At 72.5% G+C, this 12,030-nt stretch carries 10 protein-coding genes; 3 read left to right on the top strand and 7 right to left on the bottom strand.

Annotation, left to right across the window (positions count from 1 at the left end; translation table 11 throughout):
- Positions 1 to 85: 85 nt before the first annotated feature.
- Positions 86 to 1,186 carry a CaiB/BaiF CoA transferase family protein gene (locus POL25_RS24590; protein ID WP_272088591.1) on the bottom strand — a complete coding sequence of 367 codons (1,101 nt, stop codon included), beginning with the start codon at positions 1,184 to 1,186 and terminating at the stop codon, positions 86 to 88.
- A gap of 230 nt (positions 1,187 to 1,416) precedes the next feature.
- The gene (gene coaE / locus POL25_RS24585; RefSeq protein WP_272088590.1) at positions 1,417 to 2,136 is read right to left on the bottom strand and encodes a dephospho-CoA kinase; all 720 of its coding nucleotides are present in this window, start codon (positions 2,134 to 2,136) and stop codon (positions 1,417 to 1,419) included.
- Positions 2,137 to 2,183: 47 nt separating this feature from the next.
- Here coaE and yihA point away from each other — a divergent pair, with 47 nt between their 5' ends.
- Positions 2,184 to 2,873 carry a ribosome biogenesis GTP-binding protein YihA/YsxC gene (gene yihA, locus POL25_RS24580; protein WP_272088589.1) on the top strand — a complete coding sequence of 230 codons (690 nt, stop codon included), beginning with the start codon at positions 2,184 to 2,186 and terminating at the stop codon, positions 2,871 to 2,873.
- Between the two features lie 157 nt (positions 2,874 to 3,030).
- On the opposite strand, the gene POL25_RS24575 is transcribed toward yihA, so the two are convergent.
- Together POL25_RS24575 and POL25_RS24570 are read right to left on the bottom strand one after the other, a co-directional pair.
- Positions 3,031 to 3,774 (bottom strand): anti-sigma factor, encoded by a 744-nt coding sequence (locus POL25_RS24575; RefSeq protein WP_272088588.1) that lies wholly within the window; start codon positions 3,772 to 3,774, stop codon positions 3,031 to 3,033.
- On the bottom strand, positions 3,771 to 4,382 hold the full coding sequence (locus tag POL25_RS24570; RefSeq protein ID WP_272088587.1) for a sigma-70 family RNA polymerase sigma factor: 612 nt from the start codon (positions 4,380 to 4,382) through the stop codon (positions 3,771 to 3,773). Before POL25_RS24570 ends, POL25_RS24575 begins: the two co-directional genes overlap by 4 nt.
- Before the next feature lie 188 nt (positions 4,383 to 4,570).
- Here POL25_RS24570 and purB point away from each other — a divergent pair, with 188 nt between their 5' ends.
- Positions 4,571 to 6,004, top strand: coding sequence for an adenylosuccinate lyase (gene purB, locus POL25_RS24565; protein WP_272088586.1), 1,434 nt, complete (start codon positions 4,571 to 4,573; stop codon positions 6,002 to 6,004).
- Between the two features lie 197 nt (positions 6,005 to 6,201).
- On the top strand, positions 6,202 to 6,660 hold the full coding sequence (locus POL25_RS24560; protein ID WP_272088585.1) for a hypothetical protein: 459 nt from the start codon (positions 6,202 to 6,204) through the stop codon (positions 6,658 to 6,660).
- Between the two features lie 61 nt (positions 6,661 to 6,721).
- On the opposite strand, the gene POL25_RS24555 is transcribed toward POL25_RS24560, so the two are convergent.
- Genes POL25_RS24555 through POL25_RS24545 form a run of 3 tightly spaced genes read right to left on the bottom strand, consistent with a single transcriptional unit; the run spans position 6,722 to position 11,834 of the window.
- Positions 6,722 to 6,928, bottom strand: a complete 207-nt coding sequence (locus POL25_RS24555; protein ID WP_272088584.1) for an MbtH family protein — start codon at positions 6,926 to 6,928, stop codon at positions 6,722 to 6,724.
- Between the two features lie 17 nt (positions 6,929 to 6,945).
- Positions 6,946 to 7,872 (bottom strand): M14 family metallopeptidase, encoded by a 927-nt coding sequence (locus tag POL25_RS24550; protein ID WP_272088583.1) that lies wholly within the window; start codon positions 7,870 to 7,872, stop codon positions 6,946 to 6,948.
- Positions 7,869 to 11,834 carry a DEAD/DEAH box helicase gene (locus POL25_RS24545; protein ID WP_272088582.1) on the bottom strand — a complete coding sequence of 1,322 codons (3,966 nt, stop codon included), beginning with the start codon at positions 11,832 to 11,834 and terminating at the stop codon, positions 7,869 to 7,871. Before POL25_RS24545 ends, POL25_RS24550 begins: the two co-directional genes overlap by 4 nt.
- Positions 11,835 to 12,030: the final 196 nt, after the last annotated feature.

The raw sequence follows: 12,030 nt of genomic DNA, 5'->3' as shown, positions 1-12,030 counted from the left end.
GTCCGCGCGCGCGGGTGGTCGATCGGGTGACATGGCCCTCGGGACAGGTCGAGGCGCAGGCCTGCGACCTGGTCTTCGGGACATGTCACCGGCGGGCGAACTCGGCGAGGATCGCGTCGGTGTGCTCGCCGAGGGCCGGGGCGCTGCGCTCGGGGGTGCGGCCGAGCGAGGGGAAGAACGGGCCGACGCCGCGGAACGAGCCGGCGGGGGTGGGCGTGGCCTCGGTGAGCTCGACGAGGCGGGGCTCCTGCGGGGCGGCGTCGAGGTCGTGGACCGGCCAGACCGGCAGGTCGTGGGAGGCGAGCAGCGCCAGCCAGTGGTCGCGCGGGTGGCCGGCGAGGTGCTGCTCCATCGCCGCGGCGGCCTCCTGACCCGCGGGCCCGGTGTCGAGGCCGAGGCCGGCGAGGTCGGGGCGACCGACGAGCTGGGCGAAGGCCAACCAGAACTTGGGCTCGAGGCAGCCGACCGACAGCTCGCGGCCGTCGCCGCAGCGGTATGCGCGGTAGGCCGGGGCGCGGCCGCCCAGGACGGCCTCGGACATGCCGCCGCCGCCGCCGGCGCGCTCGGCCCAGGCCCAGGTGACGAACGGCAACGGGCCCGAGAGCAGCGGCTGCTGGACGTGCCCGCCCTTGCCGGTGCGAGCGCGGCGCAGCAGGGCCGCGAGCACGCTGCTGCAGGCCAGCAAACCGCTGGTGACGTCGGCGAGCTGGAGGCCGACGATGCCGTCGGTCCGCAGCGCCCGCAGGAGGCCGGTGAGGCCGGTGAAGTTGAGGTCGTGGCCGACGGCGGAGCTGACCGAAAAGCCAGGTAGCGAGCAGAGCACGAGGCCGGGGTTGGCGGCCAGCAGCTCGGGCTCGGGCAGGCCGAAGCGGGCCATGGTGCCGGGGCGGAAGCTCTCGATCAGGACGTCGGCCCCGGCCGCAAGGCTGCGCAGGGCGGCCGCGCCCGCGGGGGTGCGCAGGTCGAGGCCGACGGACTCGGCCCCGCGGAAGAAGGCGACGAAGCCGGCGCCGATGCCGTCGATCAGCGGCGGAGCGTGCCGCATGAGGTCGCCGGTCGCGGGATCTTCGACCTTGATCACGCGCGCGCCGAGGTCGAGCAGGCAGCGCGCGAGCACGGCCCCGGGCAACATCCGCGAGACGTCGACGACGACGGTGCCGGCGAGAGGGAGGGAGTCGCTCGTCATCGGCTCTGGCTATAGCACGAGCGCCCGGTGCGGGACGGCGGCGGGCGAGAGCGCCGGGTGAACGCGCAGGCGGGCCTGGCGAGGCCGGTAGACGTGGTCTCACGGTTCCGGATCGCCGTCCTATGGTCTCTCGGACATGCCCTTCGGGGCATGTCCGAGTGGACATGTCGATGAGGGCATGTCGCCGACAACATGCCCGAGAGGACAGGCCCCTCGCGGCCGGCGGCGCGTCAGGGCTTGGGCACCGGCGGCGGGCGCGGGGGCAGGCTGGCGGACGGGCGCACGGACGGCGGCGGCGGCGGGACGGCCGGGCGGGCGGCGGCGTCCTTGGCCTCGCCGGCGGGCCGGGGGATCGCGCCGCTGCGCAGGGTCGGCAGGAGGTTCAAGACCTGCTGCTTGAGGTGAGCGAGGTCCTTGTCGTTCTCGAGGATGAAGTGGGCGCGGGCGCGGCGGGTGGCGTCGTCGAGCTGCGCGGCGAGGCGGGCCCGGACCTCGGGCTCGGTGAGGCGATCGCGGCTGACGACGCGGGCGATGCGCTGGGCCTCGGGCGCCGAGACGAGGATCACGGCCTTGACCTGCTTGTCGAGGCCAGTCTCGAACAGCAGCGGGACCTCGTAGACGACCATCTTGTGGCCGGTGGCGGTCAGGGCGGCGAGCACGTCCTGGAAGCGGTCACGGATCCGGGGGTGCAGGATCGACTCGAGCTTCTGCCGCAGCGAGGGATCCTTGAAGACGAGGGCGCCGAGCTTGCGCCGGTTGAGCTCGCCGTTGTCGTCGAGCACGCCGTCGCCGAAGGCGGCGACCACGGCCCCGAGGCCCTCGCTCCCGGGGGTGACGACGACGCGGGACAGCTCGTCGGCCGAGACGACCGGGATCCCGCAGTCCTCGAAGATCTCGGCGGCGGCGGACTTGCCGCTGCCGATCCCGCCCGTGAGGCCGTAGACGTCCATGACCTCGGAGCTTAGGTGGCGGCTCGCTTTTAGTATAGTCCGCGCCCATGGCTCAGCCGTCCAAACCCGAGAAGAGCAGCACAGGCGGCTGGCGCGTGACGTCCGCGACGTTCGAGCGCAGCGCCGACAAACTGGGGGGCGCCCCGCCCGGGGACCTGCCGGAGATCGCCGTCACCGGCCGCTCGAACGTCGGTAAATCGAGCCTGCTCAACGCGTTCGCAGGCCAGCGCGCGCTCGCTCGCGTCAGCTCGACGCCGGGGCGCACGCAGCTGCTCAACTTCTTCCACACGAGGCTCCGCCACCCGCAACACGGCGACCTCGCGCTGCGCTGGGTCGACCTGCCCGGCTACGGCTACGCGGCCGCGCCGCAGGCGGTGCGCGCGTCGTTCGGGCCGATGATCGAGGGCTACCTGCGCAAGCGCGAGGCGCTCAAGGGGCTGGTGCTGCTGCTCGACGCGCGCCGCGAGGTCAGCGAGTACGACCACGCGCTGCTCGAATACATGGCCGACCGCGCGCTGTGGACCATCGTCGCGGTGACGAAGGCGGACAAGCTCAGCAAGAGCGAGCGCGGGATGGTGACCGCCGGGATCGCCCGCTCGCTGGCGCTGCCGCGCAATCAGGTGCTGGTGACGAGCGCGACCAGCGGGCTCGGGTTCACCGACGGCGGGCTGGCCGGAGCGATCGGGCGCCGACTGCACGAGGACGCGCCGGCGCCGGCGCCGGCCGAAGAGACCTAGGCGCGGGGACATGTTCGCACGGGCATGTCCTTGAGCACAGGCTCGAAGGGACATGCCCGGGGGACAGGTTGAAGCGCAGGGCGCGGGCGTAGGCGTGGCCGCGCCCGCGGGCGTGTCCGCGAGCACAGGCTCCTTCGGACATGTCCGTGGGGACAGTTCAGCGGGCGCGCGGAGCGTTGGCGCTGGTGCGGACCAGGTGGCCGAGCTCGAGCAGCGCTTCGAGGCTCTGCTCGAGGCTGACCTCGCCGATGCGCTCCGGGTCCTCGCGCAGGGTGTGGCGAACGCCGCCGACGTCGAACACGACCTGCGGGCGGCCGTCGGCGCCGCGGCCGAGGTGGTAGCGGGCGCCGCGGTACAGCTGGACGCGCTCGGGCAGGGCGGCGGCGGTGGCCTGGTCGCGGTGATCGATGACGCGGCGCGGGCCGACCTCGTAGACGACGTCGTCGCCGGTGGGCAGGGCGACCGGCTGCAGCGGGCTGCTGTCCTCGGGGACATCCACGAGCCGCACCGCGAGGTCGCGCGGGCCAGCGGCCGGGGCGGGCGCGGCCGGGCCGGGCAGGGTGCGTGCGACCAGGAACAGACCGAAGGCCGCAGCGCTGGCCGGCAGCATCAGGGCGCCGCCGCGGAGGAAGTTGCGCCAACGCGAGGGTCGCGGCGCGCTGGCCGGCTTCGGGGCGGTCTCGCGGTCGATGGCGTCGAGATCGAGGAGGACGCGGGCCCGTAGCGCCTGCGGAGCGGTCGCTCGCGGCAGGTCGCGCAAAAGCTGGCGGATCCGCAGCTGCTCCTCGGCCACCTGGCGCAGCGCAGGATCGCGGGCAAGCAGGGCCTCGACCTCGGCGCGCTCGGCTTCGGTGAGCTCGCCGTCGATGAAGGGCTGAAGCGTGTGGAGATCGTGGCTCATGAGCGGGCTGAAGCGGCGCGGTTGCGGTAAGCGTCGAGGGATAAAGGGGCTTCGGGCTCTTCGGCGAGGCCGTGGTCGACGGCGTGGCGGTAGAGCAGGCTGTGAAGCTGCCGGCGTCCGCGGTGGATCCGGCTCATCACGGTGCCGATCGGGCACTCCATCGCCTCGGCGATCTCTTTGTAGGAGAGGCCCTCGATGTCGGCGAGCACGACCGCCATCCGGTAGTCCGGCGGCAGGCGCTCCAGCGCGGCGTCGATCTCCTCGCGCAGGTGCAGCTGCGAGGTGGCGGCCTCCGGGCTCGGCGGACCGGCGATCGATGCCTCGCCGGCGGCCGCGAACTCCTGCTCGAGGCCCTCGGCGAGCGCCCGCTCGCGACCCTGGCGGTGGTAACGCGTGATGAAGGTGTTGCGGAGGATCGTGAAGACCCACGCTCGCACGCTCGACCCGGGGCGAAAGCTGGCCCAGAAGCGGTAGGCGCGGACGAGGGTCTCCTGCACCAGATCTTCGGCCTCGGCCCGACTGCGGGTGAGGCGCAGGGCCGCACCGAAGAGGCTGTCGACGTGGGCCAGCACGGTGGACTCGAAGGCCCTGCGAGCGGTGGCGTCCATGCGTTCGGGGTACCGGGGGGGGTTTGAAGTTATTTCAGGCCCGAGCGCCGGGCGGTGCAATTGCGACGTAAAAAAGCTTCGGGCCGCGGCAGCCGCGCGGAAGTGGTCGAAATCGTGCGCTTTCTCGTCGCAGAAGGGCGCCCGGGACGGTGGGGTGCGATAAGCGCGCGGTTAAGCTCTCGCCGCCGATGGAAGCCGTGGACCGCTACGACAGCCCGCTCGCCACTCGTTATGCCACGCCGGCGATGGTCGCCAACTTCAGCGACCGCCGACGCGGGCTGCTGTGGCGCGACCTCTGGATCGCCCTGGCCGAGGCGGAGCGGGCGCTGGGTGTTCCGATCTCGGAGGCGCAGGTGGCGGCGCTGCGGGCGGCCCGCGAGCGCATCGACTTCGCGCGGGTGGCCGAGCACGAGGCGCGGCTGCGGCACGACGTGATGGCCCACATCGAACACTTCGGCGAGGTCGCCGGGGCCGACGCGGGCAAGGTGATCCACCTCGGGGCGACGAGCTGTTACGTGGCCGACAACGCGGAGCTGGTGATGATCCGCGACGGGCTCGAGCTGGTGATGGACCGGCTGGTGGCGGCGCTCGACGCCCTGGCCCGGTTCGCGGCGCAGCACCGGTCGCTGGCGACGCTGGCGTACACGCACTTCCAGCCGGCCCAGCTGACGACGGTCGGCAAGCGGGCGTGCCTGTGGGCCCAGGATCTCGGGCTCGACCTCGAGACGGTCGAGCAGCTGCGAGCGCGCCTGCCGTTCCGCGGGGTCAAGGGCACGACGGGGACGCAGGCGTCGTTCCTGCAACTGTTCCACGGCGACCACGCGAAGGTGCGGGCGCTCGACCAGGCGGTCGCAACGGCGATGGGCTTCGCCGGCTCGATCGCCGTCAGCGGCCAGACGTACACCCGCAAGATCGACACGTGGGTGGTCTCGGCGCTGGCCGACATCGCCGGCTCGGCGGCCAAGATCGCGGTCGACCTGCGGCTGCTCGCGCACAAGCGAGAGGTCGACGAGCCGTTCGAGGCCGATCAGGTCGGGTCGTCGGCGATGGCCTACAAGCGCAACCCGATGCGCAGCGAGCGGATCTGCGGGCTGGCGCGCTTCGTCCACTCGCTGGCGACCAGCCCGCGCGAGACGCATGCGAACCAGTGGTTCGAGCGCACGCTCGACGACAGCGCGAATCGCCGGCTGACGCTCACCGAGGCGTTCCTGGCGACCGACGCGATCCTCAACCTGCTGGTCGACGTGACGTCGGGGCTGGTGGTCCACCCGCCGGTGATCGCGGCCAACATGCGCGACGAGCTGCCGTTCATGGCGACCGAGAACGTGCTGATGCGAGGTACGAGCGCAGGTCAAAGCCGGCAGGAGCTGCACCGCCTGGTGCGTGGTCACAGCCTCGAGGCGGTGGCCGGCATGAAGCGCGGCGAGCCCAACGACTTGATGGCGCGCATGCAGGCGGACCCGGTGCTGGGGCCGTTCGTCGACGCCGATCTGACCGCGCCGGCGCGCTACGTCGGTCGAGCCCCGGAGCAGGTCGACGAGTTTCTGACCGAGTTCCTCGCGCCTCTGTTGGCGCGCCACGAGGGACGGCGCGGTCGCTTCGCGGCCGGGGTTCGAGTGTAAGCAAGCGTTCGCGCTGCGTCGCCGAGGTCGCATGCTCGCGCGTGCGAACAGAGGCGAGGCGGGCGCGTTTCGCTTCGGTGCGGCTCGCTCGCGCGACGCTGTGCATGCTTTTGAATCAGCGCCGAAGGGCTCGAATGCCCGCGCGAGCAGGCGCGCAGAACGGGCCCTGCGAGGCTTGTGCTATCCTGCGCGCGCCCATGAATCGCCTCCACGTGCATGCCCCCTGGCTCCGCGCCGCCGGTGACAAGGAAGACGCTCCCGCCGAGGAAGAGTACGACGACGACGAGTACGAGGACGAGGACGAGGAGGGCGCGGAAGAAGACGAGGACGACGAGGAAGAGGACGACGACGAGTACGAGGACGAGGACGACGAGGAAGACGAGGAAGACGACGAGGAAGAGGAAGAGGACGACGAGGAAGAGGACGACGAGGAAGAGGACGACGAGGAAGAGGACGACGAGGAAGAGGACGAGGACGACGAGGAAGAGGACGACGACGACGACGACGAGGACGACGACGAGGACGACGAGTACGACGACGACGAGTACGACGACGACGACGACGACGACGAGGATGACGAGGATGACGAGGATGACGAGGATGACGACGACGAAGAAGAGGACCCGAGCTCGAACTCGGGTCCCCTGATCGTGTAGCGGCCATCGTCTCCGCGAGGGCGCCCGTCGCCGTGACGAGCGCCCGCAGCCCCGTTTCGCGTTACTCGCCCTGCGGTTCCATGCGTTTGCGCAGGCTCAGCGGGCGCATGTCAGTCCAGACCTCGTTGATGTACGCCAGGCACTCGTCCTTGAGCCCGGCTTTGCCAGCCTCGCGCCAGCCGATCGGCACCTCGCGGTCCTCGGGCCAGATCGAGTACTGCTCTTCGTGATTGACGACGACTTTGTAGCGCGTGGTGTCTTCGCTCATAGCCTGCGATCGTAGGATCAAGGACGATCGAGCCGCAAGGCAGCCGCGAAGTAGGCGCACAGGCCGGAGACATCGTTCTCGATCCACGGCGCCGGATCGCGCGGGTTGAAGCGCCAAAACACGCTCGGCGCCCGCCAGTGCTGCCGCCAGCTGGCGAGCAGCGTGAAGGTCTCGACGCACACCGCCCACGTGCGGTGGACGTGGTGCTGGTGGTCCTCCTGCTCGCCGGTGAAGGTGTCGAAGATCCGGCTGGCGAGGCGGAAGTAGCGGTGATGCGGCTGGGCCCGGCGGAAGGTCCGGCACAGCTGGCGATAGGTCGCGTACGCAGGGCGGTCGGTGACGCGCGCCGGAATCAGCGTGCCCATGAACGAGTGGAAGTTAGCGCCGGCGACGAACTTCTGGGCGTGGAACAGGCGATCGAGGGCGGCGGTCTCGGGCTCGCTGAGCGGGTGCGGACCGCGGTAGGTGGCGTCGCCCGGGCGATCGGAGCCGGCACCGGGCAGCCAGCTCGGCGCGGCGCCACCAGGGCGCGGGTAGTTGCGGTTGAGATCGACGCCGCGGGCGTTGCCCCGCAAGTGCGGCAGCAGGCCGTGGCCGCTGGCGGCGTAGGTGCGCGCGTAGCCGTCGGGGTTGATGCTGGGCACGACCCACAGCTCGGCCTGGGCGCGCAGCGAGACGAGGCGCGAGTCGCCGTCGGCCAGCGCCCGCAACAGGCCGATGGCGACCCGACCGGCGATGAACTCGACGCCGTGGATGTTGGCGCCGCAGAGGATACGTGGCCGATCGGACAGGGTCGAAGGGACACGTACGGCGAGCAGCGGCCGGCCCTCGACGCTGGTGCCGTACTCGACGAGCTCGCCCCCGACCCGGGCCGCGAGGGTGGCGACCTCGGTCGCGCGGCCCTCGGGGCTCGGATAGGGGGCGAGCTCGTCGGCGGGGTTCACGTGCTCGGCTCTTCAACCAGCGGGAGCACCGACTCGAACTCGAGCGGGTCGAGCTGGATCTCCGTCGCCTCGCCGCGCGGCGCCTCCTCGAAGTCCTCGGGCAGCGGGGCCCGCAGGTCCTCGCGCGAGTTCTCGGCGCGCTCGAGCGTCAGTCCGATGCCGTCGAAGACGACCGCGGTGAGGACCGTGTGGCAGCGGTCGATCTCCGAGTCGTGGATCCGGAACAGGGTGCTGGCGTCGCGCACGGTGAGGTCGCGGATCGAGCGGCCCTCGAGGCCGAGGCGGTCGCGCAGCAAGTTGCGGATGCTGGACGACTTGTGCCCGTGGACGCGGCCGAGGTTGAGCAGCACCTTGGTGTACTCGCGGTCGTCGGCGTCGGCGGTGAGCGAGGGCGCCGGACGGGCCGGAGCGCTCGCGGGGGTGTGCGGCCGCGGCGGGCGCGGGGACGCGTGGCTCGGCGCGGCGACAGGCGCAGCGACGGGCACGGGCGGCGGGGCCACCGGTTCGGGCTCGACGTGGGCCGGGCCGTACTTGCTGTCGTCGAAGTCGCGCGCCGAGAACTTGCTCGACCAGACCTCCCAGAAGTCCTTGTGCGGCGGGGCGGTCAGCTCGGGCGGTGCGGCGGGGGCGGCCTTCTTGCGGCGACGACGGCGGCGGCGCTTCTTGGCGTCGGCGTCGGCGTCAGCGTCGGCGTCAGCTTCGTTCTCGCCGGCCTCGGCGGTCGGTTCGGCGGCGTCGGCCTCGGTCTCGGCTTCCGCGTCGGCGTCGGCGTCGGCGTCGGTGTCGAGGTCGTCGTCTTCCTCGAGCTCCGGCTCGGCGGACGCGGCCTCGGCGTCACGCAGCGACACGTCCTCGAGCTCGACCTCGACCTCCTCTTGCAAGGTCTCGATCACCGCCTGGCGGCGGTCGAGCAGCGCGAACTCGTCGATGTTCTCGAGCTCACCGAACTCGCTCGTGACGACTTCGAGCTCGGCCTCGTCGATGTCGATGACGATCTCCTCTTGCGAGGGTCGCCGCGGCACGGGAGCGGGCAGGGGCTCGGGCGGAGCCGCGATCACCGGCGCTATGGCCGGACGCGGACCGTCGAAGCCGGGACGGCCCCGACGCTTGCGACGCCGCTTGCGGCCGCCGGGCGCCAGGCCAGACTCGCCAGCGCCGACCGGAGCAGCCTCGTCGATCGGGCCTTCGGCCTCGCCGACCTCGTCGTCGCCCTCGTCGTCACCGGCGATGCCGCCAGCCTCGAGGTTGGGCGCGGTCTCCTCACCGGGGGCGCCACGCCGACGACGCCGCTTGCGCCGCCGCTTGCGCCGCTCGCTGGCCTCGTCGAACGACTGGCCCGGGCTGGCTGTGCCGATGTGATCACCGGCGCCACCTGGCGATGCGACCATGTCCGAAGGGACAGGCGCGAGCTCGCTGGTGCCGTCGACCGCGATACCTTCGCCGGCCGCAGCACCCGCGCGGACGCCGGGCTGGATCTGCGGCCACTGGACGAAGCGACCGCGATCGCCGAGACGACCGCGATGACCGAGCGGGATCCAGCGCGCGCCGGTCTCACCCGTGCTTTGGACCAGGTCGACCGAGGGCGCGGCCACGGGGCCCGCTGACAGGACGGGCGCGGAGGATTGAGCCTCGGCGACCGGGGCCGCCGGGGCCTCGGCGTCGCGGCGAAGGCCATCTTCGCGGTCGCGGCGCGGGCGACGATCATCATCGCGGCGGGGGCGGCGATCGTCGTCGCGGCGCGGGCGACGATCGTCGTCGCGGCGAGGCCGGCGGTCGTCGTCGCGGCGCGGACGACGGTCGTCGTCACGGCGGGGGCGACGGTCATCGTCACGGGGGCGCTCGTCGGCGCGGCGCGGACGCTCCTCGTCACGGGGGCGCTCGTCGGCGCGGTGCGGACGCTCCTCGTCACGCGGGCGCTCGTCGGCGCGGCGCGGACGCTCCTCGTCACGCGGGCGCTCATCGGCGCGGCGCGGACGCTCCTCGTCACGCGGGCGCTCGTCGGCACGGCGAGGACGCTCCTCGTCACGCGGGCGCTCGTCGGCGCGGCGCGGACGCTCCTCGTCACGCGGGCGCTCGCCAGCGCGGCGCGGGCGGTCGTCGTCACGACGGGGACGATCGTCGAAGCGGGGACGCTCGTCGGTGCGGCGCGGGCGCTCGTCGGTGCGGGGCTGCTCGTCGACGCGCAGCTGCTCGTCGGTGCGGGGCTGCTCGTCGGTGCGGGGCTGCTCGTCGAGGCGCGGACGCTCCTCGTCGCGGCGGCGGCCGAAGCGGTCGTCGCGGTCGGGCCGGCGCTCGCGGCGGTCACCCCGATCGCCGCGATCACGGCGATCGTCGCGGCGGCCGAAGCGGTCGTCGCGGTCGCGGCGCTCGCGGTACTCGGGTCGCCCGGCCGGGCGCTCTTCGCCCTCGCGGGCCTCGTATGTCCGCGGGGACAGGTCCGCGCGCGGGGCCTCGCCGTCGACGGGCGCGGCCTCGAGGGCAGGACGCTCGCCGTCTTCGAGCTGGGCCTGCTGCGGCGGCTGCTTCATCGCCCGCTCGAGCAGGAGGCCGATGACGCGCTCACCGCGGGGATCGGCCATGAGGTTGCGGGCCAGGAGCACCCACTCGGGCGACACCAGCTCGGGGAAGCGCTTGCTGATCCCGTCGAGCTTGACCTCCATGCGCTGCGCGGCCAGCTGATCGGCCGGCGGCAGGAAGCGCTCGCGGAACACGATCGTGTCGTACTGCAGCTTGAGGTAGTAGAAGTTGCCGAGCTCGCGCGCGTGGATCAGCGAGATCGCGGTGCCGGTGCGGCCGGCGCGGCCGGTGCGGCCGGTGCGGTGGATGTACACCTCCGCGGCCTCGGGGAACGAGTAGTTGATGACGTGGCTGACATGGCTGATGTCGATGCCACGAGCGGCGACGTCGGTGGCGACGAGGAAGCGCAGCTTGTGCTCGCGCATCATCCCCATCACCTTCTCGCGGGCGGCCTGCGTCAGGTCGCTCGACAGCTCCTCGGCCTGGTAGCCCTCGCGCCGCAGCACCGAGGCGACCAGCTTGGTCTCCTCGCGGGTGTTGCAGAACACGATCGCCCGCGCCGGCTCCTCGACGACGATGACGTCGAGCAGGTCGCGGGTCTTGATGGCGCCGCCGACGATGTAGTACGCGTGATCGATCTCGGCCGCGGCGACCATGTCGCCGGACAGCTGGACCTCGACCGGCGACTTCATGTAGCGCTTGGCGATCCGCTGGATGTCGGACGGGATCGTGGCCGAGAACAGGGCCGTGAGGTGCTTGCCGGTGCAGGCGTCGAGGATCGCGCGGATGTCCTCGAGGAAGCCCATCGACAGCATCTCGTCGCACTCGTCGAGCACCACCATGGCGACCTTCGAGAGGTCGAGCGAGCGGCGACGGATGTGATCGAGGATGCGGCCGGGGGTGCCGACGACGGCGTGGACGCCGGCCTTGAGCGCGGCCAGCTGCGGCTGCATCGGGGTGCCGCCGTAGATCGGCAGGACCTCGACGGGGGTCTCGAGGGCGAGGCGGCGCAGCTCCTCGCAGACCTGCTTGGCGAGCTCGCGGGTCGGCAAGAGGACGAGCAACTGGATGCCCGTCTGCTGGGCCGGGCGCGGGTCGAAGCGGCCGGCCAGCCACGGAATGCAGAACGCGCCGGTCTTGCCGCTGCCGGTGTGCGACTGGACCAGGACGTCGTGGCCCGCGTGCAGCGGCGGGAAGCTCAGCGCCTGCACGGGGCTCGGACGGGTCCAGCCGATGCGGGCGATCGCTCGCCGCAGGGCGTCGGGCAGCTCGAGCTCGTCGAACGACTCGGGGAGCTTCAGCTCGGCCTCGGCGTCGGCGGGCACGTCGGTCGCGGGGGCAGCCTCGGCGGACGCGTCGGTCGCTTCGACGGCCTCGATGGCGGGCGCGGCGTCAGCGACGACCTCGGAGGCCGCGGCCTCCGCGGGCTCGTCGGTCGCGCTCACGGGGAGGTCGGACGGCGCGGCTTCGTCGGCCGCGATCGCGGCCTCGGGGGCATCGGCGACGGCGTCGGCGACCGCTGCGGGCGTGGCCTCAGCGGACGCATCAGCGGGCGCAGCGACCTCGAGGGACTCGCCGGGAGCCGCTTCAGCGGCGTTCGTGATGTCGGTGGGAGCGGGTTCGCTGGGAGTCGGGGACTGC

The sequence above is a fragment of the Nannocystis bainbridge genome (assembly GCF_028368995.1).
Classification (GTDB): domain Bacteria; phylum Myxococcota_A; class Polyangia; order Nannocystales; family Nannocystaceae; genus Nannocystis; species Nannocystis bainbridge.
The sequence above is the reverse complement of the archived record's forward strand: the minus strand, read 5'-3'. Positions and strand labels throughout refer to the sequence as shown.

What these genes read in the sequence shown, in the direction of transcription:
- POL25_RS24590 (WP_272088591.1), bottom strand. Translation starts at nt 1,186, where the DNA reads ATGACGAGCGACTCCCTCCCTCTCGCCGGCACCGTCGTCGTCGACGTC.
- coaE (WP_272088590.1), bottom strand. Translation starts at nt 2,136, where the DNA reads ATGGACGTCTACGGCCTCACGGGCGGGATCGGCAGCGGCAAGTCCGCC.
- yihA (WP_272088589.1), top strand. Translation starts at nt 2,184, where the DNA reads ATGGCTCAGCCGTCCAAACCCGAGAAGAGCAGCACAGGCGGCTGGCGC.
- POL25_RS24575 (WP_272088588.1), bottom strand. Translation starts at nt 3,774, where the DNA reads ATGAGCCACGATCTCCACACGCTTCAGCCCTTCATCGACGGCGAGCTC.
- POL25_RS24570 (WP_272088587.1), bottom strand. Translation starts at nt 4,382, where the DNA reads ATGGACGCCACCGCTCGCAGGGCCTTCGAGTCCACCGTGCTGGCCCAC.
- purB (WP_272088586.1), top strand. Translation starts at nt 4,571, where the DNA reads ATGGAAGCCGTGGACCGCTACGACAGCCCGCTCGCCACTCGTTATGCC.
- POL25_RS24560 (WP_272088585.1), top strand. Translation starts at nt 6,202, where the DNA reads ATGAATCGCCTCCACGTGCATGCCCCCTGGCTCCGCGCCGCCGGTGAC.
- POL25_RS24555 (WP_272088584.1), bottom strand. Translation starts at nt 6,928, where the DNA reads ATGAGCGAAGACACCACGCGCTACAAAGTCGTCGTCAATCACGAAGAG.